At 61.0% G+C, this 24,001-nt stretch carries 19 protein-coding genes and 1 pseudogene; 3 read left to right on the top strand and 17 right to left on the bottom strand.

Features of this window, described 5'->3' with window-relative positions:
• The first annotated feature begins 2 nt into the window (after window positions 1–2).
• Entirely contained in the window at window positions 3–2,234 is a 2,232-nt protein-coding gene (gene glgB / locus ACYZT6_RS13430) for a 1,4-alpha-glucan branching protein GlgB (protein WP_462027308.1), read from the top strand.
• Between the two features lie 122 nt (window positions 2,235–2,356).
• Here the strand turns inward: glgB and ACYZT6_RS13425 are convergent, their stop codons facing one another.
• Entirely contained in the window at window positions 2,357–3,430 is a 1,074-nt protein-coding gene (locus ACYZT6_RS13425) for an autotransporter domain-containing protein (protein ID WP_462027307.1), read from the bottom strand.
• A gap of 528 nt (window positions 3,431–3,958) precedes the next feature.
• Here ACYZT6_RS13425 and ACYZT6_RS13420 point away from each other — a divergent pair.
• Both ACYZT6_RS13420 and ACYZT6_RS13415 read left to right on the top strand, forming a co-directional pair.
• Window positions 3,959–4,729 carry a DUF2092 domain-containing protein gene (locus tag ACYZT6_RS13420; RefSeq protein WP_462027306.1) on the top strand — a complete coding sequence of 257 codons (771 nt, stop codon included), beginning with the start codon at window positions 3,959–3,961 and terminating at the stop codon, window positions 4,727–4,729.
• A 1-nt stretch (window position 4,730) separates the two neighbouring features.
• On the top strand, window positions 4,731–5,294 hold the full coding sequence (locus tag ACYZT6_RS13415) for a hypothetical protein (protein WP_462027305.1): 564 nt from the start codon (window positions 4,731–4,733) through the stop codon (window positions 5,292–5,294).
• A gap of 12 nt (window positions 5,295–5,306) precedes the next feature.
• On the opposite strand, the gene ACYZT6_RS13410 is transcribed toward ACYZT6_RS13415, so the two are convergent.
• The 16 genes and pseudogenes from ACYZT6_RS13410 to ACYZT6_RS13335 all read right to left on the bottom strand — a co-directional run bounded on the left by ACYZT6_RS13410 (window position 5,307) and on the right by ACYZT6_RS13335 (window position 23,863).
• The gene (locus ACYZT6_RS13410) at window positions 5,307–6,107 is read right to left on the bottom strand and encodes an endonuclease/exonuclease/phosphatase family protein (RefSeq protein ID WP_462027304.1); all 801 of its coding nucleotides are present in this window, start codon (window positions 6,105–6,107) and stop codon (window positions 5,307–5,309) included.
• A 252-nt stretch (window positions 6,108–6,359) separates the two neighbouring features.
• Window positions 6,360–7,118: a PIG-L deacetylase family protein gene (locus ACYZT6_RS13405; protein WP_462027303.1), complete on the bottom strand. Its 759-nt coding sequence runs from the start codon at window positions 7,116–7,118 to the stop codon at window positions 6,360–6,362.
• A gap of 125 nt (window positions 7,119–7,243) precedes the next feature.
• A complete protein-coding gene (locus ACYZT6_RS13400) occupies window positions 7,244–7,903 on the bottom strand; it encodes a glycosyltransferase family 2 protein (RefSeq protein WP_462027302.1) in 660 nt (219 codons plus the stop codon).
• The gene (locus ACYZT6_RS13395; protein ID WP_462027301.1) at window positions 7,900–8,499 is read right to left on the bottom strand and encodes an SAM-dependent methyltransferase; all 600 of its coding nucleotides are present in this window, start codon (window positions 8,497–8,499) and stop codon (window positions 7,900–7,902) included. Before ACYZT6_RS13395 ends, ACYZT6_RS13400 begins: the two co-directional genes overlap by 4 nt.
• Window positions 8,496–9,254: a PIG-L deacetylase family protein gene (locus tag ACYZT6_RS13390; RefSeq protein ID WP_462027300.1), complete on the bottom strand. Its 759-nt coding sequence runs from the start codon at window positions 9,252–9,254 to the stop codon at window positions 8,496–8,498. The genes ACYZT6_RS13395 and ACYZT6_RS13390 overlap by 4 nt, the downstream gene beginning before the upstream one ends.
• Window positions 9,251–10,240, bottom strand: a complete 990-nt coding sequence (locus ACYZT6_RS13385; RefSeq protein ID WP_462029948.1) for an acyl-CoA dehydrogenase — start codon at window positions 10,238–10,240, stop codon at window positions 9,251–9,253. Before ACYZT6_RS13385 ends, ACYZT6_RS13390 begins: the two co-directional genes overlap by 4 nt.
• A 1-nt stretch (window position 10,241) precedes the next feature.
• Window positions 10,242–12,401: a glycogen debranching protein GlgX gene (gene glgX / locus ACYZT6_RS13380; protein ID WP_462027299.1), complete on the bottom strand. Its 2,160-nt coding sequence runs from the start codon at window positions 12,399–12,401 to the stop codon at window positions 10,242–10,244.
• A 195-nt stretch (window positions 12,402–12,596) separates the two neighbouring features.
• Entirely contained in the window at window positions 12,597–12,914 is a 318-nt protein-coding gene (locus tag ACYZT6_RS13375; RefSeq protein ID WP_462027298.1) for a DUF2934 domain-containing protein, read from the bottom strand.
• 21 nt (window positions 12,915–12,935) lie between these two features.
• Window positions 12,936–15,719: a malto-oligosyltrehalose synthase gene (locus ACYZT6_RS13370; protein ID WP_462027297.1), complete on the bottom strand. Its 2,784-nt coding sequence runs from the start codon at window positions 15,717–15,719 to the stop codon at window positions 12,936–12,938.
• Entirely contained in the window at window positions 15,716–17,794 is a 2,079-nt protein-coding gene (gene malQ / locus ACYZT6_RS13365) for a 4-alpha-glucanotransferase (RefSeq protein ID WP_462027296.1), read from the bottom strand. The genes ACYZT6_RS13370 and malQ overlap by 4 nt, the downstream gene beginning before the upstream one ends.
• Complete coding sequence (treZ, locus tag ACYZT6_RS13360; protein ID WP_462027295.1) at window positions 17,791–19,587, bottom strand: malto-oligosyltrehalose trehalohydrolase; 1,797 nt, start codon at window positions 19,585–19,587, stop codon at window positions 17,791–17,793. The genes malQ and treZ overlap by 4 nt, the downstream gene beginning before the upstream one ends.
• A gap of 16 nt (window positions 19,588–19,603) precedes the next feature.
• Entirely contained in the window at window positions 19,604–21,190 is a 1,587-nt protein-coding gene (gene glgA / locus ACYZT6_RS13355) for a glycogen synthase GlgA (RefSeq protein WP_462027294.1), read from the bottom strand.
• Window positions 21,191–21,881: 691 nt separating this feature from the next.
• The gene (locus ACYZT6_RS13350; RefSeq protein ID WP_462027293.1) at window positions 21,882–22,895 is read right to left on the bottom strand and encodes an aldo/keto reductase; all 1,014 of its coding nucleotides are present in this window, start codon (window positions 22,893–22,895) and stop codon (window positions 21,882–21,884) included.
• Window positions 22,896–22,926: 31 nt separating this feature from the next.
• Window positions 22,927–23,400 (bottom strand): substrate binding domain-containing protein, encoded by a 474-nt coding sequence (locus ACYZT6_RS13345; protein ID WP_462027292.1) that lies wholly within the window; start codon window positions 23,398–23,400, stop codon window positions 22,927–22,929.
• 44 nt (window positions 23,401–23,444) lie between these two features.
• A pseudogene (locus tag ACYZT6_RS13340) lies at window positions 23,445–23,549 on the bottom strand (LysR family transcriptional regulator); the annotation flags it as partial.
• 158 nt (window positions 23,550–23,707) lie between these two features.
• Complete coding sequence (locus ACYZT6_RS13335; RefSeq protein ID WP_462027291.1) at window positions 23,708–23,863, bottom strand: helix-turn-helix domain-containing protein; 156 nt, start codon at window positions 23,861–23,863, stop codon at window positions 23,708–23,710.
• Between the last annotated feature and the right edge of the window lie 138 nt (window positions 23,864–24,001).

Genomic DNA, 24,001 nt, shown 5'->3' with positions numbered 1-24,001 from the left:
TCATGAGTTTCTCGAACAAGGAACAGGGTCACGCTAAAGAAGCGCTGCTGCCCAGATCGCGGGATATCGACGCGCTGGTACGCGCCGAACATCACGACCCTTTTGCAATTCTCGGCCCCCATGGCGATGACGCCGGTGGGCAATTCATTCGGGCTTATCTGCCGGACGCGCTGAGCGTTCAGGTACTGGCCAAGGACTCCGGGGAGGAACTCGGCAACCTTGAAGCCACCCAGACGCCAGGGTTGTTTGTCGGGCACTTCGATCGGGCGCAACCGTATCTGCTGCGCACCCGGTGGGCCGGCGGCGAACAAGTGTCCGAGGACCCTTACAGCTTCGGCCCGTTGCTTGGCGAGATGGACTTGTACCTGTTCGCCGAAGGCAATCACCGCGACCTCAGCGCCTGCCTCGGTGCGCAGCTGAAGTCGGTCGACGGTGTCGACGGCGTGCGTTTCGCCGTGTGGGCACCGAACGCCAAACGGGTGTCAGTGGTCGGTGACTTCAACAATTGGGACGGTCGTCGGCACCCGATGCGTCTGCGCCATCCGACCGGGGTCTGGGAGCTGTTTGTCCCGCGCCTGCAGGCGGGGGAAACGTACAAATACGAAATCCTCGGCGCCCAAGGCATTCTGCCACTCAAGGCTGACCCGATGGCCTTGGCCACTTCGCTACCGCCGGACACAGCGTCTAAAGTCGCTTCGCCGCTGAACATCAATTGGCAGGATCAGGCCTGGATGGAATCCCGTGCCGAGCGTCATTTGCCGAGCGCGCCGCTGTCGATCTACGAACTGCACGCCGGCTCGTGGCAATGCGAGCTGGATGATCTGGGTGAAGTGGCGCGTCAGTACACCTGGCATGAACTGGGCGAGCGGCTGATTCCTTATGTGAAGGAGCTGGGGTTTACCCACATTGAACTGATGCCGATCATGGAACACCCGTTCGGCGGTTCCTGGGGTTATCAGCTGCTGTCGCAATTCGCCCCGAGCGCTCGCTATGGTTCGCCGGAAGACTTCGCGGCCTTCGTCAATGCCTGCCACCAGGCTGACATCGGCGTGATCCTCGATTGGGTGCCGGCGCATTTCCCCACCGATACCCACGGCCTGGCGCAGTTCGATGGCACCGCGCTGTACGAATATGGCAATCCGCAGGAAGGTTTCCATCAGGACTGGGACACGCTGATCTACAACCTCGGCCGCACTGAAGTGCACGGCTACATGCTGGCCTCGGCGCTGCACTGGCTCAAGCATTTCCATGTCGATGGCCTGCGGGTCGATGCCGTGGCGTCGATGCTCTATCGCGATTACTCGCGCAAGGCCGGGGAATGGGTGCCGAACCGTCACGGTGGGCGCGAGAACCTCGAAGCCATCGACTTCCTGCGCCACCTCAACGACGTGGTCAACCTCGAAGCGCCGGGTGCGCTGGTGATCGCCGAGGAATCCACCGCGTGGCCGGGTGTCAGCCAGAGTACGCAACAGGGCGGACTGGGCTTCGACTACAAGTGGAACATGGGCTGGATGCACGATTCGCTGCATTACATTCAGCAGGATCCGGTGTACCGCGCGCATCACCACAACGAACTGAGTTTCGGCCTGGTGTATGCCTGGTCCGAGCGTTTCATTTTGCCGATCTCCCACGATGAAGTGGTGCACGGCAAACACTCGCTGATCGACAAGATGCCCGGGGATCGCTGGCAGAAATTTGCCAACCTGCGGGCCTATCTGAGTTTCATGTGGGCGCATCCCGGCAAGAAGCTGTTGTTCATGGGCTGCGAATTCGGCCAATGGCGCGAGTGGAATCACGATCAGCAACTGGACTGGTACCTGCTGCAATACTCGGAACACAAGGGTGTGCAGAAACTCGTTGGCGACCTTAACCGGCTGTACCGCGAAGAGCCGGCGATGCATGACCAGGACGACGCGCCACAGGGCTTCCAGTGGTTGATCGGCGATGATGCGATCAACAGCGTTTACGCGTTCTTGCGCTGGAGCAAGGACGGGCGGCCGGCGCTGGTGGTGGCGAACTTCACGCCGGTGCCGCGTCAGGCTTATCGCATTGGCGTACCGGTCGCCGGGCGCTGGAGCGAGTCGATCAACAGCGATGCTGCGATGTATGCCGGGTCCAACTACGGCAACAGTGGCGGGGCGTTTACCGAGGAAGAGCCGAGCCATGGCCAGGCGCTTTCGCTGGTGTTGAACCTGCCACCGCTGGCGGTGTTGATCCTGCGGCCGGAGGGTTGATCTAAAACCGCTTTCGCGGGCAAGTCGGATCGCCGCACCGCTCGCTCCTACAGAACGGTGATAACCCGTAGGAGCGAGGCTTGCCCGCGAAGGCGTCAGCTCAAACAATACAAATCTTGAAGTCACCACCGCATCCGCACACCCAGACTCCCAATCAACCCGTTCAAATCATTGTCATCCACATCACTGCTGTAATCGGCACTGACGTAAAAACTCACCGCCGGCGTGACTCTCGCCACCAGCCCCAAACCCACTTCGACCGTCGATGAATTGCGACTGCTGCTGATCTTGTCGACCTGATCGAGGGTCACGGTATTGCCGGTGTACACGGTGTGCCACAAGTTGGTCCGCACATAGGGTTCGACCCCCAGTCCGTTGATGTCGTAACTACCTTTCAACCGTGCGCCGACCCGGCCGCTCCAGGACGTCAGGTCGCTGGACGACGCATTGCCTGAACCGGCATACGGCGTATCCAGGGTGATGCGCTGATTGATCAACTGCGCTTGCGGTTCGACCACCCAGTTGTCGCTCAGGCCAATCGGGAAACCGCCTTCCACCGACAACGTAACCGCGCTGCCTTCGGTCGCTTGTCGTGCGCCCTGGTCGTTACGGCTGAAGCCGTTGACCCGACCGCCGCTGGCCGACAAATCCACGTGCCAGCCTTGGGGGCCAGTCAGGCTCCAGTAGGCGCCGAGGCTCTCGCCTTGAAGGTTGAGGGTGTCAGTGGCAGGGTCGGCGAGGGCGCGACTGGTCAGCAGACCGTTGCTGTTGCCTTGTAACTGGGTTGTCCCGCCGATCAGGCCGACCCGCTGGGTATGGCCGCTACCGCTCTGCAGGGTCAGGATCGCCGGGCCTTTGAATTCGGAGCTGCCAGGGCTGGTGAAACCCTGCGCCATTACATCGGTTTGTGCTTGTCGCGAAGCCTGCCCGTACAGTTGATCCCAGGCCGACGGCGCGGCGTCTTCGATGGTCAGGCGTGAACTTCGGGTATCGGAGGCGGCACTGAAGTGGCCGGGGTAGGGGGCGGTGATATTGACCGTGGGCAAGGTCATTACCGGAATATCCTGGCGATACCAGGGGGCGGTTTCATCCTCTGCGGGCCCTGCCTGCACCTCCATGGAAGAACACAGCAGCAGCGAACTTGAGACAGTGCAAAAAGTGATTTTGATCTCTTGTTGGGTGAATGAAGTTTTCATGGGGGTCTACCTTGCAATCGCATGCCGAATCTCGCTTTGGCGTCTCTCCTACCCCGAATGAGGGGCGACCGAATGGATTGAGGCAAGCCGCTGGCCGCCCGATTTCGCGGGTGTCCTGGAGGTTTGCCCCTGGTGGAATTTCCGGGGGTAGTACGTGTAGCTAAGAAGACCCTTGACATCGCGTCAAGAAAATGGCCGATAAGTGGTAGTGGTATTTTAGTGCTTGCAAGTGACTGATTTACGGCGCGCATCTAAGTTCTTGTTTGTACGAAAAATCGTCAAAAAACCCGCGAGCCAGAGCCTTTGGATAGTGGGCTATCGGTGTGTCGGGGTGTGCTTCCCGGTAAGGTCTGTGCGCTGATAATGTGTCTCGATAGTGTCAGTAATGCTGCGCCGGGATGAACGCAAGGTGATCGACATCCCCGCACCGATTTGTCTGTCTGGCGAACAGGGTAGGCAGCGACTAGGCTGAACAATCAGCCATGAGTTGCGGGCCTCATGCCCGCCGCAGGGACAGGAGCGAAATTAATGAAAACTCAACCCGGTGTTTTCTGCCTGATGTTCACTCTGGCTCTTGCCTCGGGAGCTCGCGCCGAAGATGCCCCTGCGGCGGACGCTGCCCCGACCATCAACCCGCAAGTGGTCGATAAACTGATTGATATGGGCAACTACCTGCGCAGCCTGTCGAAGTTTCAGGTAGATGCCGAAGTGTCCCGGGATACCGTTCTGGAGACCGGCCAGAAGATTAAGTCCGAGGCTTCCACGACCCTGAAGGTGCAGGGGCATGATCGAATGTACGCCAAGACAGAAGGCGATGTTCGAACGCGGGAGTTCTTCTACAACGGCAAGAAACTGACTCAGTACTCACCGTACCTCAATTACTACACCACGGTGGATGCCCCACCCAAGGTGTCCGAAGCCCTGCACATGATCGAAAACCATTACGGTATTCAGATCCCCATGGAAGACCTGTTTCTGTTCGGCAGCGATCAGGCGCAGATCGATGCGTTGAAAGAAGCCCTGTACGTTGGCCCATCGACGATCAAGGGCCAACTCTGTGATCACCTGGCCTTTCGGCAAGAGGGCGTTGACTGGCAGTTGTGGGTCACCCGCTCCGAGAAGCCGTTGCCGTGCAAACTGGTGATCACCACCACCGATGAGAAGAGCTATCCGGAATACAGCGCGGTGTATCACTGGAACCTGAAGCCTGGCCTCCAGGAGTCGATGTTCACCTTCAAGCCGGCCAAGGGCGACGTAGCGATTCCGCTGAAGAAAGCTGCTGAGCAGGGAGGGGAATGACATGAACCGGACAATGTCGTGGAGCCTGTTGTTATCGCTCGCCACCGCCACCGTGCTGACCGTTGGCCTGATCGCTGAAGCGGATGCCCGGCCACGGGGCCAAGGGCAGGCACGGGCGTCGGTCAATCGCGCACCCGCGCCAAATGCTCAACGGGCGCAGCGGATGAACACGTCGCAACGAGCGACCAACGTCAATGCGGGCAATCGGGTGAACTCAGGCAACCGGGTGAACGCCGGCAACAACGTCGGCAACCGTACCAACATCAACAACAGCACCCGTAACGTCAACATCAACAACAATCGCGATGTCGACATTGATGTCGACGGGCGTGGCCGCTATGGCTACGACAATCACTACCATCCGATCGCCACGGCAGCAGCCGTTACTGCAACGGTCGCGGTGACGGCGGCGGTGGTCGGCTCGATCCTCACGCCGGCACAAATGCCCACCAGTTGCGTGCAGGTCATGCAGTACAACACGGTGTACATGCAGTGTGGATCGACCTGGTATCAACCGCAGTATCAGGGCAGCAATGTGACCTACGTCGTGGTCAACGCGCCTTGATGCGATGACTGCTCAGAGGTGCACTTCAACCGCCAGCGGCAAGTGATCCGACAGGTGTGTCCAGGGTTTATTGCCCAGAATGCGCGGGTTATGACTGCTGGCGTTGCGCAGGTAGATCCGGTCCAGGCGCAGCAGCGGAAAGCGCGCCGGGTAGGTTTTTGCGGGTCGGCCATTGTGGCGTTCGAAGGCTTCATGCAAGTAATCGCGACGGGCGAGGGCGGTGTTGCCGTGCAGCTGCCAGTCGTTGAAGTCACCGGCGATAATCACCGGCGCATCGTCAGGCAGGGATTCGAGCAGTTGGCAGAGCAGCTGGAGCTGCAACTGGCGATGGCTTTCCAGCAGACTCAAATGCACGCAGATCGCGTGGACTTCAGCGTGCCCCGGCACGTCCAGTACGCAGTGCAGCAATCCGCGCCGTTCGGGGCCGGTGATCGAGACGTCGAGGTTGCGGTGTTCGCGAATCGGGTATTTCGACAATAAGGCGTTGCCGTGATGGCCGTCGGGGTAGACGGCGTTGCGACCGTAGGCGAAATCGCTCCACATACTGTCGGCCAGGAACTCGTATTGCGAGGTCTGCGGCCAGTCGTTGTAACGGGAAGAATGGCGATCGTGCTCACCGACCACTTCTTGCAGGAAGACGAGGTCGGCCGATGTACTGCGCACCGCTTCGCGCAGCTCCGGGAGGATGAACCGCCGGTTCAGGGCGGTGAACCCCTTGTGGGTGTTGACCGTCAGTACCCTTAATCGATGAATCGCCAGGGGCGTGTTCAAGGGCACTGATTCGACGGCTCGCTGCTCGGCATCGCTGGTCACGTTCACTCCTCTGAATCTGGGCTGCTTATGTATGCGACTGACGCAGCGGCGGGCAGTTCAGAGTGATTCGTCGCCAGCAGCTCCACACAAAAATGTAGCAGCTGTCGAGCTTGCGAGGCTGCGTCCGGCTGCGCAGCAGTCGTAAATCCTGAATGCACGGTTTATCTGATAATCCGCGTTGCCTGATTTTACGACTGCTTCGCAGCCGGACGCAGCCTCGCAGGCTCGACAGCTGCTACAGGGCGTGGGCAGTTAGACGAAGACAACTTCATAGGGCAAGCGCATGCGTTCCAGAATCACCCGGGGCAGCAGCGGTGCGATGCCGATGGAGGGTTCGCCGTCGAGCTGGCTGGCGTAGGCGTGGGTGGCGTGGCTTTTGCGGGCGACGGTCCAGGTGTCGAGGCGTATCTTGCGCGCACGATGCCAGGGAAAGAGTCCTTGATCCCGGCTCGGCCAATGCCAGGCCCAGACCGGCAGTTCGTTGAACGTTGCCCCGACCATGCTCGCCGCATTGGCGCTGGCGCGGCCGACGGCGTCATGATCGGAGGTGCCGTCCTCGCGCCAGGTACTGAACACCACGTCCCCGGGGCGCAGATAACGGGCGATGAATTGGGTCATTTGGGTTTCACGCTCGGCCAGGGCGTTGTCGGTGAAGCCGCCGCGAATCCACTTCAGGCTGTGCATCGGCAATCCCAGCCGGCGCAAGGCTTCGACGCTTTCCTGGCCGCGAAACACACTCAGGCGCTTCTCTGACCATTGTTGTGAACCCGGATGGCTGGCGCTGCCATCGGTCATCGAGATGATTTGCAGGGGATGACCGAGGGTGGACAGCAGCTGCAGCAAACCGCCGCAGGTGACCACTTCGTCGCCGGGATGCGGCGCGATCACCACGGCGCGTGCGCCAGCGGGGACCAGGGTCTCGGTGTTGATGACGGGAATGTTGTCCAGCTGCCGGGCGCTGTTCCAGATTTGTCCTGGCAGGCTGCTTTCGATGATGGAAACGGATTTCATCGGCGCTACGTCCTTGTTCAGTTTGATAGCAATGTGCAGCGCTCCGTACCCTGGATTGCCGCGAGCAGAGTATTGCTCAAGTAAGACTATTCGTCGCGTAGTGGTAACCTCTGAGATGGTTTTTTTTAACCAACCTGTGCCAGGCCTCGCAAATAATCGCCGAAACCACCGCGCGCCCGACTGTCCAGTCGAGCGCTGGTGAGTACTTGCGGGCGATGGCTCCAGGCAATATTGGCGCCGCAGCGTTCGAGTTGTCGCACCAGTTGCACGTCTTCATCACAGGCCAGCGGTTCGAAACCGCCGGCGCGCTGATAGGCGTCAGCACTGATGCCAAGATTGGCGCCGTGAATGTGCCGATGACCATCGCGGGCCTGATAGCTCTGGTGATAGCGAATCTGTGCCGACTCATCGATCGACGCGTGCCATTCGTCCACTGTGACCGTGCCGCACACCGCATCGACGTCGAGGGCCAATTGCGCCACCAGCCAATCCTGCGCAACGCGGCTGTCGGCATCGGAACAGGAAATCCAGCGCACCCCGCGATCCAGCAGAAACCGCGCACCGGCCGCGCGGGCCTGGCCGACGTTACGCGCCTCGATCGCCAGACTGTGCACGGGGTAAGCACTGACGATCTCCGAGGATCGGTCGGTGCAACTGTCGAGCACCACGAGCACCTCGACGGTTTCACCGCCCAGCAGGTCGTGTTGTGAGGCGATCAGGGCCGCCTCAAGGCAATCTGCGAGCAAGTCTTCTTCGTTGTGCGCGGGGATCAGAATACCAATCATCGCAAGCCCTCCAGAGCGGCCACGGAGCGTGGTTCACGACTCCAGAGTTCCAGCAGAAAATCCGCTTCCTGATGCAGGACCAGGCGCGGCAAATGCAAATGTTCGTTGAGCAAGTCATGGACCTGCCGGGCATTCAACGGGCAGCCGTCGATGGGCGGGCGCCAGTGGCAGGCCAGGAGCTGGCCGTTGGCGGTCAGCGAGTTTTCGGCCCGTTCGATCAGGCGTTTCAGGTCGTCGGCATCGAGGTAATAGCCGACTTCGCTGAGCACGATCAGGTCGAATTTTTCTTCCGGCCAATCGGCAGGCAATCGGCTGTGGCGGACTTCGGCGTGGTCGAACGGGCCGAGCCGGGTGCGGGCCAGCGTGACGGCCGCCGCAGCGGTGTCGCAACACAGCAGGCGATCGCAACGGCTGGCCAGCTCAAAGCTCAGCTCGCCGTTGGCACAGCCGGGTTCAAAGATCGCCCGGTAGTGCGGGCGCGGCAATGCGGCGAGGGTGATGGCGCGTTTGCGCTGTTCATACCAGCGCTGACGAAAGGACCAGGGATCATCGTTGCCGGCAAACAAACCGTCGAAATAGCGATCCTCGACGCTCATAAGAACACCACCTCGAACGGTTGCAGCAGCCGCTCCAACACATAGGGCGCCAACACGGGTGGCAAGCCGATTTGCGGGTCGCCTTCCAACTGGCTGGCGAAGGCGTGGATAGCGTGGCGTTTGCGGGCTACCAGATGCGGGGCCAGGAGGATTTTCCGCGCCCGATGCCACGGCACGAAACTGTCTTCGGGCGTGGCCCAGTGCCAGGTCCACACGGGCAGCTCATGCACGGTCGCACCGGCGCGTTTCGCCGCAGTGGCGCTGGCCCGGCCGACGGCTTCGTGATCGCAATGGCCGTCTTCGCACCACGTGGTGAACACCACGTCTTTGGGGCGCAAATGACGTTCGATGAATTCGCTCAATTCGGTTTCCCGAGCCGCAACCTGGCTGTCCTTGAAACCGCCGCGCAGCCATTTCAGGCTGTGCAGTGGCAGGCCAAGTCGGCGCAAGGCTTCGACCGATTCCTGAGGCCGGACCGCGCTCAGGCGCTCCACCGGCCAGCGCTCGGAGCCGGGGTGGCTGGCGCTGCCATCGGTGACCGAGATCAGTTGTAAGGGGCGGCCGGCGGCGGCGAGCAATTGCAGGAAACCGCCGCAGCCGAGCACTTCGTCATCCGGATGCGGAGCGATGATCACCGCGCGGGCACCTTCCGGCACCAGGCTCAGGATGTCGATGACCGGCAACTGCGCCAGGTGACTGGAGGTCTGCCACATATGAAGCGGCGTGCCCTGGCCGACGATTGGATTGGCTTTCATAACGTCCATGTCCCGGTAATGACTTGCTGGCCGAGGGCGGCGAGGTCCCGCTCGGCGTGGCTTTGGCGCAGGAATACCGGCAGGTCGGCGATCAATCGGGCGAATTGCCGATCCCTGCAATAGGGACCTGCACCGAGAGCGTGGCCGACGTGCAACATCACCTGTTCGGCAGCGTGTTCTACCACCGCCCGGGCACGCCGGGCCAGCAGTTCGGCGTCGTCCAGCGGTGCGGCGTCGATCATCAATGCGCTGACCCGCAACACCTCGGCCGCGCCATGCAACGCACTGTCTACAGCACCGAGGTGGGCGAGGGCGTGGGGTTCTTCACGTTGGGCGCAATGGCTGCGCAAGCGTTCGGCGATGCTCTGTGCCGCGCCGTACCAGCACGCGGCAATGCCGATTCCGCCTTGCCAGAAACCCGGCCGATTGAGGTAATCGCTGCGGTAGCCGATGGCTTGGGCTTCGGCGCCTTCGAACAGCACTTCGACACTGCCGGTGGCGCCCATGCCGACTGCTCGCCAGCCCTCATCGGTCACGGTCACGCCGGGTTGATCCAGCGCCACCGCGACCAATTGCTGGCAATCCTGATGATCCCAGGCCGTGAGCAACGCATGACTCAATACCGCCGCGCCCGAGCACCAGGCCTTGCGCCCGTTCAGCACGACCATATGGCCTTGCGGACGGACGCGCACCCGCGCTTGGGGCGGTTCGGCCGCCCACATCCCCCACGTGCTGCCGGGGGTTGGCGAGCCACCGAGTTGCTGGATGATCGCCAGCGCATCGGTATGGCCTTCGTACAATTTGCACAACCCGAGGTCATGGCCGCCGACCTCGGCCAGCCGCTGGAATCGCTCCAGCGTCTGGCCGCTACCCGGCAGCGGAAGCTGATCGAGTCCAGCCTCCACCAACGCCCGCAGGCACCGGCCTAGCGCCTGAGTATCGGCGTAGTCCGGTGGCTGGCGAGAGAGAAACGCCTGAAGGTCCATTTCACTCTTCTTCCTCATGCTGCAATTCGAACAGCAGCAGCGAACGACCGGTGACGGAATATTCGTGACCGAATTCGAAAAGCTCCTGCCCGCGAATCTTCGGTTGATTGGTGTCGATCATGCACGTCCAGTGATAGCCGTCCGGCACTTCCGGCAAGGTAAAGTTGACGATGTCGTGGTGGGCGTTGACCACCAGCAACAGGGTCGCGTCACCACCCTTACGGCGGATACCGGTTTCCTGTGCGCGACCATCGAGCAGCATGCCGAGGCAGCGGCCATGGGCTTCTTCCCATTGCTCGGTGGACATTTCACTGCCATCCGGGGCGAGCCAGGTCACGTCCTTGACGCCGATGTCCTCATTGTAATTGCCCACCAGGAAGCGTCCGCGACGCAGGATGGGATAGGCCAGGCGCAACTTGATCAGGCGTTTGACGAACTTGAGCAGGGCCTTGCCGTCTTCGCTCAGGTCCCAATTGACCCAGCCGATCTCGCTGTCCTGGCAATAGGCGTTGTTGTTGCCTTCCTGGGTGCGGGCGAATTCGTCGCCGGCCACCAGCATTGGCGTGCCTTGGGACAGCAACAGCGTGGCGAAGAAATTGCGCATTTGCCGCTGACGCAGCTCGTTGATTTCCGGGTCGTCGGTCGGGCCTTCGACGCCGTGGTTCCAGGACAGGTTGTTGTTGCTGCCGTCCTGATTGTTTTCGTCGTTGGCTTCGTTGTGCTTGTCGTTGTACGACACCAGGTCATTGAGGGTGAAACCGTCATGCGCCGTGATGAAGTTCAACGAAGCATAGGGCCGCCGGCCGCGCTGGTTGAACATCTCACCGGAAGCGGTCATGCGACTGGCGAAGTCCGCCAGTTGGCCGTCATCGCCTTTCCAGAACGCACGCACGGTGTCGCGGAATTTGTCGTTCCACTCGACCCAGCCCGGCGGAAAACCACCGACCTGATAACCACCGGGGCCGCAATCCCAAGGTTCGGAAATCATCTTCACCTGACGTAGCACCGGGTCCTGACGGCAGGCCACGAGGAAGCTGTGACGCTCGTCGAAGCCGTGGTGGTAGCGGCCGAGAATGGTCGCCAAGTCGAAGCGGAAACCGTCCACGTGCATTTCCGTGGCCCAGTAACGCAGGGAGTCGGTGACCATTTGCAGCACGCACGGGTGGCTCAGGTCGAGGGTGTTGCCGGTGCCGGAATCGTTGATGTAGTAGCGTTTGTCATCGGGCATCAAGCGGTAGTACGAAGCGTTGTCGATGCCGCGCATGGACAGGGTCGGGCCTTGTTCATTGCCCTCGGCGGTGTGGTTGTAGACCACGTCGAGGATCACTTCCAGATTGGCCTCGTGCAGGTGCGCGACCATCTCCTTGAACTCGGCGATCTTGCCGCTGGCCAGGTAACGCGGGTCCGGGGCGAAGAAGGCGATGCTGTTGTAGCCCCAGTAATTGGTCATGCCTTTGTGCAGCAGGTGCTGGTCGTTGACGAAGGCGTGGATCGGCAGCAACTCCACCGACGACACCCCCAGCTTGCGAATGTGTTCCAGCACGTCATCGACCATCAACCCGGCGCAGGTGCCACGCAGGTTCTCGGGGACGGAAGGGTGACGCATGCTGATGCCGCGCAGGTGGGTTTCATAAATGATCGTCTTGTCCCACGGGATGCTGACCCGTTGATCATTGCCCCAGGTGTGAGCCGGGTCGATGACTTTGCACTTCGGTACGAAAGGCGCACTGTCGCGCTCATCGAAACTCAGGTCGGCGTCGGGGTGGCCGATGGTGTAGCCGAACAACGCTTCAGACCATTTCAACTGGCCGACCAATTGCTTGGCGTAGGGGTCGATCAGCAGTTTGTTGTGGTTGAAGCGATGACCGTTGGCCGGGTCGTACGCGCCATAGACGCGGTAGCCGTAGATCAGCCCTGGATGGGCGTCGGGCAAGTAGCCGTGGTAGATCTCGTCGGTGTATTCCGGCAGTTCTATACGTTCGAGTTCGACCTCGCCGGCATCGTCGAAGATGCACAGTTCGACTTTGGTGGCGTTGGCGGAAAACAAGGCAAAGTTGACCCCCAGGCCATCCCAGGTCGCGCCCAGCGGGAAGGGCAGGCCTTCACGGATTCGCGAGGCCTCGGCGTGAGGTTCTGGCGCGGCTTTCTTTGGATTGGTCATAGATGCTCCTGCAAAAAAGGGGATTCTTTGTAGGAGCGAGGCTTGCCCGCGAAGGCGGTGTTTCAGTCACATTTGAATCGACTGACATGCCGCCTTCGCGGGCAAGCCTCGCTCCTACAGGTTTTTCGTGGACGAGCGAGCCCACGGTGTCCAGGGGGCTGGCCACGAGGTCAATCAGGAAGCGATATTGAAGCTTCAGACCGCAGGCGGTTTCTTCGCGGCGCGAGGCTTCTTCTCAGCCGCTTTTTCGCCAGGCGGAATCACCTTCGACGCCGCAGCAGGCTTGGATTTGGTTTTCGGCTCGGGGACCTTTCCATTGGCGGCTTTGGGCACAGCTGGCTTGGCAGCCGTTTTACTGCCGGCAGCTTTCGGCGATTTACTCGGTGCCAGCGCTTCGGCTTCAGCCAGTTTGCGAGCCATCTCCCAATGCCGGGCTTCCTGGCCTTCGGGCTTCCCTTCCGACTCCCAGATCTGATAGGCAAATTCGCGAACGCGTTTATCGTCGGTACTCATCGCAATACTCCTGAACTGAACTCAAGCTTGGGTAAACGTTTGAATAAAGAGATTGACCGGGAAATCCCCCAGCGCGGCGCTGATGTTCAGCTCCCTGTGGGGTGTGACTGCTGTGCTCGAGAAAAGTCCCTTCAGATTTTCCTCAGAGGCGGTGAACGGCAGTTTGACCCGCGTATCGCCCCAACGCAGCGCGTCAACCCGGGGTTCGGCACTGTTTTCCAGCAGTGGGGCACAACGTATCGGTACGATCACGATGGCCCATGTTCCTTCATGCTCGCGAGCAAAGGCCAGTACCCGGTGAGCCTGGCTGCCGACGACCTCAAGGGCTTGATACGTCCCGCGTCGAAACAGATCGGCGTGATCGGCCCGCAGGTTCAACACCCGCTTGATCAGGGTTTGCTTGATCCGCCCGTCACGCCAGTTGGCCAAGAGGTCGGGCAGATTCAACGGCACCTGCATCGCCTGTTGGCGGTTGGCGTAATCCACCGGTCGGCGGTTGTCCGGATCCACCAGCGAAAAGTCCCAGTACTCGTTGCCCTGATAGAGGTCCGGGATCCCCGGTACGGTCATGCGCAGCAAGGTTTGCGCCAAACCGTTAATCGCGCCGGGGGCGGTAATGGTTTGCACCGCTTTGCCGAGGGCAGCGCGTAACAGTTCACCCTCCGGACTCAGCAGCAGGCGTTCGATAAACACCTGCATGGCTCTTTCGTAAGGCTCGTTCGCCGCGCTCCAACTGCTTTGCAGCTTGGCTTCACGCAAGGCTTTCTGTTGCCACTGCCACAGACGTTTAGCGTAGTCCTCCAGCGCCGATTGATCATCACTGCGCAAATCCAGCGGCCAACTGCCAAGGATCGCTTGATACAGGATCAATTCATCGCCCGCCGAGGGCATCTGGTCGTCGTCACGCAGGGGCCGGGCGAGGGTCCTCCACAGCGGGACCTGTTCGGCGTACCAGGCACTGCGTTCGCTCAACACCGCCAATCGCGCGCGAGTGTCTTCGCCGCGTTTATGGTCGTGGGTGGCGGTGGCCAGCAGGTTGTCTGGAAACTGCTCCAGTCGTTGGAGGCAGACGGCATGGAAATCGGCAACCGGCGCACTGAATTGCTCGGTGCTGAACCCCACGTCATTGCGTGACAGCAAAACCGCCGAGCGATAGAACGCGGTGTCTTCCACCGCCTTGGCGGCGGCCGGTGACGTCAGTTGCTGGAAACGTACGCAGGCATGTTTGAGGATCTTGCGCTGACGACCCACAGGGCGTTTGCGCCACGGCTCACCGCCGAGCCAACCGGCCAGGCAGTCCAGCACCGGCCAATCGGCCTCGCTGAGGGTTTGCCGGGCACCGTCCATGGCTTGCTGGAAAAACACATCGTCTTCGGCAGAACGGCCGCGCGGACTGATATAGGTGCGGTACACCGGGAAGTGCACGATCAGTTCCTGCAACGCCCGACGGATCGCGCCCAGGGTCAGGTCGCGGGTCATCAAGTCGTCCCGGGCCACTTGCAGCAGCGCTTTGGCCACACTCTCGAAATCACCGGCCAATGAGCCGTTGAGAATCTGTTGACGTGCCATCTGCGCTTCCTGACGGAAGTCGGCGGGCCGTTCGCTGTAGCGATTCCACAGCTCGCCCAAAGTTTGGGCGCCGTCGGGGTCGTGCTGCAGCAACGACAACTGGTTCATGAATTCGTAACCGGTGGTGCCGTCCACCGACCAGTCGCGGTGCAGGGTTTCGCCTTCGCCGAGGATCTTTTCGACGAAGATCGGCAAGTGCCGGTCCGGCGACAGCGTATCGACCCGACGCCGCAGTTTGCGGCAGTAGCCACGCGGGTCGGCGAGGCCGTCGATATGGTCGATGCGCAGACCGTCGACCAAACCCTCAGCCACCAGCTCGAAGATTTTCGCGTGGGTCGCTTCGAACACCGCCGGCCGTTCGACCCGCAGGCCGCCCAGTTCGTTGATATCGAAAAAACGCCGCCAGTTGATGTCATCCGCCGCCGTGCGCCAACTGGCCAAGCGATAACTCTGGCGTTCGAGCAGGTGGTGCAGGCGTTGGAAACCCTCGGGCGTGAGCGAGTCGTAGGCGACGAGATTTTGCTCAATGCACTGGAGGAGCGCAGGGTCGCTGGCCAGTTCACGCAGCTCTGCCTTCAGCGGTTGCGCCAGGCTGTGCGCATCGGTCTGGTAGCTCAAGGCACTGAAACGGTCGGCGAGAAACTTCAGCGGTTCATCGTCGGTCCGCAGCAGTTCACCGTAGCTCGACGGGCAGATCGGGAAATGATGCTCGTAGTGCTCGACATAAAACGCGCCGCGCTGGGCATCGAAGCGCAAGGGCAGGGTGCCGTCTTGCAGCGCGACGCCGTAATCGCTGCCGAGGAAAGGCAGTAGCAACTGTCCCTCCATCAGTGGGTCTGGCGAGTGCCATTGAATGTCGAAGAACTCGCCGTAAGGGCTCAGGCGTCCCCATTCCAGCAAGTCCAGCCACCACGGGTTATCACTGCCACCGACGGCCATGTGGTTGGAGACGATGTCGAGGATCAGCCCCATGTTGTGTTCGCGCAGGGCATCGACCAATCGACGCAAGGCCGCTTCACCACCCAACTCAGGGTTGACCGTGGTCGGGTCCACCACGTCGTAGCCGTGCATGGAGCCGGATCGGGCCGCGAGCAGTGGCGAGGCATAGACATGGCTGATGCCGAGGCTGGCAAAGTACGGCACCAGCGGCACGGCTTGATCCAGCGTGAAGCCTTTATGAAATTGCAGCCGCAGGGTTGCGCGAAGCGGCAGCGGTTGTATTAACGGGTGATTCATTGGTCACGCTCGCCAGCCTGAAGTCGCGCGCAGGCGAGCAATTCCAGGCGCCGGGCGGCGTCCGGGTCATCGAGCAGCGCTTCGCTGCCGCCGGGCAGGCGCCGCGACCAGTTGGGGTGCGTGTCGATGGTGCCCGGCAGGTTGGCCTGCTGTTCGATGCCCAAGGCATCTTCCAGCGGCAACAACACCAGCGGCGCTCGGGTATGCCCGAGAAAACGGACCGCGGCGTCCAGCACCTGATCGGTTTCATGGGACTCTTCGCGAAAGTTCTGCGGGTCCTCGCTCAACACACGACGCAAGCCTTCGCGCTCGCGTTCACGGTGGTGGCGCCATTCGATTTCACTCGTCGCGTCGACCAGGCCCAGTCGGGCATTCCAGTCGATATCGCGGCCATGCCACCAGCCATTGAGCGTCGGCAGGTCATGGGTGCTGGTGGTCGCGAGGGCGTTGTCCGGCCAGTCGAGAATCGATTTGAAGTGCGCGTTGTCCTGTTCAAACAACAACACCCGCATGCCGAGGATCGAGCGGGCGATGAGTTTTTCCCGCAGGCCGTCGGCCACTGTCCCGAGGTCTTCGCCGAGGACGATCGCCTGATGGCGATGGGATTCAAGGCTCAGCAAACGCAGCAGGTCGTCCACCGGATAATAGAGGTAGGCGCCGTCGGCGGGCGGCGAACCATTAGGGATCACCCACAACCGTTGCAGACCCATGACGTGGTCAATGCGCAAGCCGCCAGCGTGGGCGAAATTGGCCCGGAGCATCTCGATGAATGCGCGAAAGCCGTTGCGCACCAGGCCTTCAGGGGAAAACGCGGAAATGCCCCAGCCTTGGCCGGTGCGGTTAAGAATGTCCGGCGGCGCACCTACCGTCAGTGAGGCGAGCAGTTCATCCTGGCGGCTCCAGGCCTGACTGCCACCGCCGTCGGCACCCACGGCCAAATCAGCGATCAGTCCGATGCTCATCCCCGCGCTGCGGGCGGCGGTTTGTGCACGCTCCAGGCAGCGGGTGATCAGCCATTGGCTGAAGGCGAAGAAGCCAATGCGCCCGGCGTTCTCTTCGGCAAATTCGGCGAGGGCGGCACTGCGCGGGTCGCGCCATTGTTCCGGCCACTCGCGCCAGTCGAGGGTTTCACCCTTGGCGGCGCGGGCTTCTTGAATGGCTTCGAAGCGGCAGTGATTTTCCAACGCCTCGCCCTGCGCATGGCGAAAGCTGCTGAAGTCGGCATGCAACGGGTGTTCGCCCTGGACGAAACCTTCGTACAAGGCTTGCAGCAAGCGATGTTTGGCTTCGGCTGCCACGGGCCAGTTAATCAGCGGCTGTTCTTCCAGTTGTTGCAGTTCGGCGGCCAGACCGGTGGCGTCAATCGCGGCACGCCACGCGCGTTCGCCGAGAATCGCGCCCGGTGCGGCGTAGAGGCTGTTGAGGAATAAACGGCTGGACGGGGAATACGGGCTGTAGCGCTGGGTGTCGCTGCCGAACATCGCATGCAGCGGACTGATCGCCAGCGCCTCGGCGCCGCGTTCGCCGGCCACGCGAGCGAGGTCTTCCAGCGCCTGGGTATCGCCGAACCCGCCATCGCCGGGGCGACGCAGCGAGTACAACTGCACACTGAGGCCCCAAGTACGCGGAATCGGACTGTCTACGGCATCGCCGACGCTGTAGCAGCGCGTCGGTGCCACGGCCAGAGTGAATGATTGTCCATCGATGCTGACGTGTTGATAACCGACCGGGACCAGGCCCGGCAGCATCGCCTCGGCATCCAGTTTCAGGTTGAGCCGTGAGCCATCTTCAAGGTGGATCTCGCACGGTGTTTCCGGCTCGAAGAAATGCGCCAGATCAAGGCTGACGCCGAAGTCGGCGGTGATCAGTGGCGGTAGATGACGGGTCTGCTGCACCTCCTGCAATTGCAGGAGGCTGGCGTCGATTTCCTGCGCGGTGCTGGCAGGGTGGCCGAGTCCGATCAGGACGTTACGCAATACCGATGGGGCGACTTTCTGCGGGCGGCCGTTGGCGTCGATCCAGTCGACTGCCAATCCGGCTCGGCTGGCCAGTATTTCCAGTTGCGCATCACTCATTGGCGCTCTCCATCCGGGGGTAGCAAGGGGGCTGCGGCCGTGAGGCTGACTAGCGCGCAATACGGGGCAAGGGTGCCCTGTTCCAACAGGCCGGCTGACTGAGGCGGGGTTTCGAACAACAACCTGGCGTCGGCCTGTGGGGAGTGGACCACTGGCTTGTCGCTGAGGTTCAGGTCAATGCGCAGCTGACGGCCATTACCCAGCAGCCAGCGCGCCGTCACCGCACCTTCGGCCAGCACCTCGGCACCCAGGGCCTGAGCACCCGGCAGATGCGGGATGATGTGGTCATGGCGAATCTGCAACAGCTGGTGATACAGGCCCTGCATGGCCGATTGCCGAGTAGTGGTCAGGTTCGGCCGCGATGCTTCAAAGGTCTGTTGTGCGTTGGGATCGGGGATCAGTTCGCGTTTATGCGGATCAGTAAACGCGCTGAACGCTGCAAATTCGTTACGTCGACCTTCGCGGACCAGCTCCGCCAATTCACCGTGGTGGCTGGTAAAGAACAGGAACGGCTCCTCGGCGGCGAACTCATCGCCCATGAACATCAGCGGGATCATCGGTGACAGCAGCAACAGCGCGGTCGCGGCTTTCAAGGCATCGAGGTGGGTCAGTTGATGCAGCCGTTCGCCAAAGGCACGGTTGCCGATCTGGTCATGGTTCTGCAAAAACAGCACAAACGCGCTGGGTGGCAAGTGACCGCTGGGCTCGCCCCGGGTTGTACCGTGGCGGGTCACGTGGCCCTGAAACACGAAACCCTGGCTCAGGCAGCGCGCCAGTTGTCCGGTCGGGTTATCGGCGTAGTCGGCGTAATAGGCGTCGGTTTCACCGGTCAGCAAAACGTGCAAGGCGTTGTGCCCGTCATCATTCCACTGCGCGTCGAAACCTTCTTCCAGCAGGCTGGCCTGGTTGTGTTCGTTCTCGACCGTCAGCCAGACATGCCGCGCCGGATCGGTCTGTTGCCGAACCCGCTGCGCCAGTTCCTGGAGAAAGTCCGGGCTCTCAATGGCGTGCACCGCATCCAGGCGCAAGCCATCGAAGCGGTATTCCAGCAACCACATCAGTGCGTTGTCGATGAAAAAGTCGCGAACTTCGCGCCGCCGGAAGTCGATGGCTGCGCCCCACGGCGTGTGCTTGTCTTCGCGAAAGAAGCCCTTGGCGTAGTGATGCAGGTAATTGCCGTCCGGGCCGAAGTGGTTGTAGACCACGTCGAGAATCACCGCCAGGCCATGGCCGTGGGCGGTGTCGATCAGGTGTTTGAGTTGTTCGGGAGTACCGTAGGAGGCTTGGGGCGCATAAGGCAGAACCCCGTCGTAGCCCCAGTTGCGATCACCGGGGAACTGCGCCAGCGGCATCAGTTCGATCGCGGTGATGCCCAAGTCAACGAGGCGCGCCAAATGCTGTTCGACTTCACTGAAGCCGCCGAGCGCACCGACGTGCAATTCGTAGATCACGGCCTCGTTCCAGGGGCGGCCGGTCCAGGCGCTGTTTTGCCATTGATAGGCGAGGGGATCGACCACCACGCTGTGGTCGCCGATATCGCCGGCCTGCGCGCGGGAGGCCGGGTCCGGCACCTCCAGCTCGCCATCAATGTTGTAGCGGTAACGCATACCCGCCGGGCAGCGGGTCTTGATCACGAACCAGCCATCTGCCTGAGGCAGGAGTGGCAAGGATTGTCCATCTTCCAGTTCGACACTGACGTAAAACGCATCTGGCGCCCACAAGGCAAAACGCGTGTGTTCTGCGTCCAGCATGATTGCGCCGTGGGGCCAGGTCTCAAGGGTCCGTAACGGCATCTTTGAAAACCTCTTTTTACTGTTTGCCCGATTTACCCAGGGCTTTGGCGACAAGTTGTTCGTAGAGTTCGGCGTAGGGTTCTACCGCCTTGCACCAGTTGAAAGGTGCGGCCATGGCGCGGCAACGCATGGCGTTGAGCAGGCCAGGGAAAGCAAACACCTTGAACGCGCGGCTCAGGGCTTCCTGGTAACTCTCGACTGTGGATTCGTCGAACAGGAAACCGGTCACGCCGTTTTCAATAGTGTCGGCCAGACCGCCGGTGTTGCGTGCCACCGGCAACGAACCGAAGCGCTGGGCGTACATCTGGCTCAGGCCGCAAGGCTCGTAACGCGACGGCATCAACAGGAAATCACTGCCGGCGAACATGCGACGGGCGTCGGTTTCATTGAAGCCGATGCGCACACCGATTTGCCCGGGGAAGCGCAAGGCCAGCTCACGCATGGCTTGTTCTTCTTCAGGCTCGCCGCGACCGATGATCGCGATCTGGCCGCCGTTGTTGACGATGTATTCGGAAACCCCTTCGGTCAGGTCCAGACCTTTCTGATAGACCAGGCGCGAGACCACGGCGAACAGCGGGCCTTCGGAGTCGTCCAGGCCGAACAATTCACGGACATGGGCAGCGTTGACCGCTTTGCCTTCCCAGTCGCCGATGCTGAACGGACGGAACAGGTGAGTGTCGGTGGCGGCGTCCCAGCTTTCATCAATGCCGTTGGGAATACCGCTGAGCAGACCTTGCTGGGTCTTGGCGGCAAGAAAGCCGTCGAGACCACAGCCGAAGGCCGGCGTGGTGATTTCCTGAGCGTAAGTGGCGCTGACGGTGGTTATGTGGCTCGAGTAGGCCATGCCGGCCTTGAGGAACGACATCTTGCCGTAGAACTCCATGCCTTCCTGTTGCAAGGCATGGTTTGGAATACCGAGTTCCGGGCAAGAGCCAAGGCTGGTGACACCTTGGTAGGCCAGGTTATGAATGGTGAACAGCGTTGGGGTGCGCTGACCACGCCAGTGCATGTAGGCAGGCGCCAGTCCGGCTGGCCAGTCATGGGCATGCACCAGATCCGGGCACCAGTGAATTTGTGCAAGATTGGCGGCAATATCGGCGGCGGCGAGGCCCAGGCGGGCGAAACGAATGTGGTTGTCCGGCCAGTCGCGGCCGTTGTTGGCACCGTAAGGCGAACCTTCGCGCTCGTAGAGCTCGGGGCAGATCAACACGTAAATGACCAGACCGTCCGGCATGTCCATGCGCCCGATCTTGCAGGGCGGCAATGCGGCGTGCCCACCGAGTTCACCGATGATATGGATCGGATTTTCACTGTGCAGCACTTGCGGGTAACCGGGGATCAGCACCCGCACATCGTGCAGTTGCGCCATCGCCCGGGGCAGTGCAGCGGAAACGTCACCCAAACCGCCGGTCTTGACCAGGTCGGCGATCTCGGAGGTGACGAACAACACTTTCTTTCTGTTCGGATTCTGACTGGCAGCCGGTGTCAGCGTCTTGGTGCCCGGTACGCTGATCGATTGGGCGCTCGGAGCATTCACGACGCTCGATTCGCCGACCTGCTGATGAGCACGCTCTCCCTGAATATCTAAAGCCGCACTAATCATATGAATCTCCCGTGTTGTTGATCTAATTCCAGGTCAGGCACAAACGGTGTTCGTGGCCAAATCCTGTGGCCGGGCGCAAACGCGCTTCGCATCGGTGAGCAATGCTGCCCAATGCGCTAAATGCAGAAAGGGTGGAGGGGCCGTTGCAAGGAATGCACCAGTCGCTGTGGCCCTACCTTTAACCTGACCCCCTGTCAGGACCAAAAGTTTCGAGTTTCTTACCACCAGATGACTGACCGGTTTCACCTCGCGAAAATGAGTCTAGGCCAGATCCTAGAGCGGGACAGGTCAAGTGGCGAAATTGTTCGACAATCAGTGGGAAGAGGGTAAAGGCACAGCGCTTTCAGGGGGAAACGCACCGACGAAGGGCAGGTTTATTTTTTAGGGTGGGTCAAAACGGGACTAGGGAGTCACGGAAACGGGCGGAATTTGAAGGCTGATGCACCATTGCGGTGCGGGATGTGTTGGGTTTGAGGGCCTCATCGCGAGCAAGCTCGCTCCCACAATGGACCGCGCTTCAATGTGGGAGCGAGCCTGCATGAAAAATATCCCACAGTGACCGCAATCCTGTGGGAGCGAGCTTGCTCGCGATGGGTCCTTCAAGCCGTACGCGGTTTACGCCCAGACACAAAAGACTCAAGTCATCCTTAACCGCGGTCCACTGTGGGAGCGAGCCTGCTCGCGAAAGATCTCAAGCCGTACGCGGTTTACGTCCTGACACAAAATGACTCACATCATTGAACCCAGGTGTCGAGGAATGCCCCGGCGTGACCAGCGAATCAATGAACGCCTCATCTTCAGCCGTGATCTTCACCGCCTGCGCCTTGGTGTAGGCATCCCACTGTTCCTCGGTACGCGGCCCGACAATCGCCGACGTCACGGCGCCGTTGTTCAGTACCCAGGCAATCGCGAACTCGACAATGCCCACGCCACGTTCCTGGGTGTACCGCTGAATCTGCTGGGCAATCCGCAACGACTCCACCCGCCACTCGGTTTCCAGAATGCGTTTGTCAGCACGACCGGCACGGCTGTTGGCGTCCGGTTTCACGTCGGGTGCGTACTTGCCGCTGAGCACACCACGCGCCAACGGACTGTAAGGCACCACGCCCAAGCCATAGTTTTGCGCAGCGGTGATCTGCTCGGTCTCAGCCTGACGGTTAACGATGTTGTACAGCGGCTGACTGATCACCGGGCGGTCGACGCCCAACTGATCGGCCACACGAATCACCTCGGCAATCCGCCAGCCACGGTAGTTCGACAAACCCCAATAACGAATCTTGCCCTGGCGAATCAGATCGCCAATCGCCGACACGGTGACTTCCAGCGGCGTGTTGTGGTCTTCGCGGTGCAGGTAATAGATGTCGAGATAGTCAGTGCCCAGGCGCGTCAGGCTGGCGTCGAGGCCATTGAAGATATGCTTGCGGCTCAACCCGCTGCGGTTCGGCACACCGTCTACCGGGCCGAAACCGACCTTGGTCGCCAGCACCCATTCGTGGCGGTTGCCGGCAATGGCTTCGCCGACAATCTCTTCTGAACGGCCAGCGGTGTAGACGTCCGCGGTGTCGATGAAATTGATGCCCTGGTCCCAGGCCTTATCGATGATCCGCAGGGAATCTTCGGTGCTGGTCTGTTCGCCGAACATCATGGTGCCCAGTGTCAGGGTCGACACCTGTAAACCGGAACGACCCAGCGTGCGATAGCTCATGACGAAATCCTTTTACCGGTGGGAGAAAGCCTCAATCAAATACCAGAACGGCTGTGCGCAGAAAAGTGAAATTATCGACACAGTGCATGACAACGTTCTTGCAAAAACGCCTGCAACACCTTGACCCGCTCCGAGACCTGCACCCGGTGCGGGCACAGCAAATTGAACGGCACGCTTCGCCTTGCCAGTCATCGAACAGCGTCACCAGCCGCCCGGCCTCAACATCGGCGGCGACGTCCAGCCAGGCTTTGTAAGCGATGCCATGCCCGGCCAACGCCCAGCGGCGCGCGACTTCGCCGTCGTCGGTGAGGTAGTCGCCGCGTACATCGACATCCATCACTTCATCGTTGCGACTGAAACGCCAACTGTTATAAGGCCGACCGTTGCGCAGGTAGAGCAGGGCGCTGTGCTCGCTGAGGTCCGCCGGGGATTTCGGCGTGCCGCTACGTGCGAGGTATTCAGGACTGGCGCAGGCCAAACGACGATGACCGGGCAGAATCGGCACGCCACCAGCGTCGAATCGCTGGGCACGCCGAAACGCAACGCGACGTCGATGGTTTCGCGGAAGATATCGGAGTGACGGTCATTGAGCAGCAACTGAAGCTGGATATTAGGGTGCTCGCGCTTGAAATCATCCAGCCACGGCAGCAACACATTGCGCCCGAAGTCCGACGGTGCAGCCAGTTGCAACACGCCGCTCAAGCCTTGGGTTTGATGCTTGAGCGCTTGTTCACCTTCCGCCAGCGCGGCCAGGGCCACACGCACACTTTCCAGATAACGCCGGCCTTCTTCGGTCAGGCGCAAGCTGCGCGTCAACGCGCGAACAAGCGGCTGCCGAGGCGGGGTTCGAGGCGTTTGAGGGCAATGCTGGCGGCGGCGGGGGTGAGCTCCAGAGAGCGGGCGGCGGCGGAAATGCTGCCGGAATCGGCGGTGCGGACGAAGGTCTCCAGATCGAGGATCGAGCTCATTGGTAATAATCCTTTAAAGATCTGTCGGTTTTGCCGGGGTTTTTTGTTGATTGGCAAGGATTTGAGTAGAAGACGAGGTGGCGCGTTGCTCTTTGTTGGGGCTACCACTTGTCGGAAACGCTGTCCTACCTGTTATTT

The organism is Pseudomonas sp. RT6P73, from assembly GCF_054897715.1.
The sequence above is the reverse complement of the archived record's forward strand: the minus strand, read 5'-3'. Positions and strand labels throughout refer to the sequence as shown.

What these genes read in the sequence shown, in the direction of transcription:
- glgB (WP_462027308.1), top strand. Translation starts at nt 3, where the DNA reads ATGAGTTTCTCGAACAAGGAACAGGGTCACGCTAAAGAAGCGCTGCTG.
- ACYZT6_RS13425 (WP_462027307.1), bottom strand. Translation starts at nt 3,430, where the DNA reads ATGAAAACTTCATTCACCCAACAAGAGATCAAAATCACTTTTTGCACT.
- ACYZT6_RS13420 (WP_462027306.1), top strand. Translation starts at nt 3,959, where the DNA reads ATGAAAACTCAACCCGGTGTTTTCTGCCTGATGTTCACTCTGGCTCTT.
- ACYZT6_RS13415 (WP_462027305.1), top strand. Translation starts at nt 4,731, where the DNA reads ATGAACCGGACAATGTCGTGGAGCCTGTTGTTATCGCTCGCCACCGCC.
- ACYZT6_RS13405 (WP_462027303.1), bottom strand. Translation starts at nt 7,118, where the DNA reads ATGAAATCCGTTTCCATCATCGAAAGCAGCCTGCCAGGACAAATCTGG.
- ACYZT6_RS13400 (WP_462027302.1), bottom strand. Translation starts at nt 7,903, where the DNA reads ATGATTGGTATTCTGATCCCCGCGCACAACGAAGAAGACTTGCTCGCA.
- ACYZT6_RS13395 (WP_462027301.1), bottom strand. Translation starts at nt 8,499, where the DNA reads ATGAGCGTCGAGGATCGCTATTTCGACGGTTTGTTTGCCGGCAACGAT.
- ACYZT6_RS13390 (WP_462027300.1), bottom strand. Translation starts at nt 9,254, where the DNA reads ATGAAAGCCAATCCAATCGTCGGCCAGGGCACGCCGCTTCATATGTGG.
- ACYZT6_RS13385 (WP_462029948.1), bottom strand. Translation starts at nt 10,240, where the DNA reads ATGGACCTTCAGGCGTTTCTCTCTCGCCAGCCACCGGACTACGCCGAT.
- glgX (WP_462027299.1), bottom strand. Translation starts at nt 12,401, where the DNA reads ATGACCAATCCAAAGAAAGCCGCGCCAGAACCTCACGCCGAGGCCTCG.
- ACYZT6_RS13375 (WP_462027298.1), bottom strand. Translation starts at nt 12,914, where the DNA reads ATGAGTACCGACGATAAACGCGTTCGCGAATTTGCCTATCAGATCTGG.
- ACYZT6_RS13370 (WP_462027297.1), bottom strand. Translation starts at nt 15,719, where the DNA reads ATGAATCACCCGTTAATACAACCGCTGCCGCTTCGCGCAACCCTGCGG.
- malQ (WP_462027296.1), bottom strand. Translation starts at nt 17,794, where the DNA reads ATGAGTGATGCGCAACTGGAAATACTGGCCAGCCGAGCCGGATTGGCA.
- treZ (WP_462027295.1), bottom strand. Translation starts at nt 19,587, where the DNA reads ATGCCGTTACGGACCCTTGAGACCTGGCCCCACGGCGCAATCATGCTG.
- glgA (WP_462027294.1), bottom strand. Translation starts at nt 21,190, where the DNA reads ATGATTAGTGCGGCTTTAGATATTCAGGGAGAGCGTGCTCATCAGCAG.
- ACYZT6_RS13350 (WP_462027293.1), bottom strand. Translation starts at nt 22,895, where the DNA reads ATGAGCTATCGCACGCTGGGTCGTTCCGGTTTACAGGTGTCGACCCTG.
- ACYZT6_RS13335 (WP_462027291.1), bottom strand. Translation starts at nt 23,863, where the DNA reads ATGAGCTCGATCCTCGATCTGGAGACCTTCGTCCGCACCGCCGATTCC.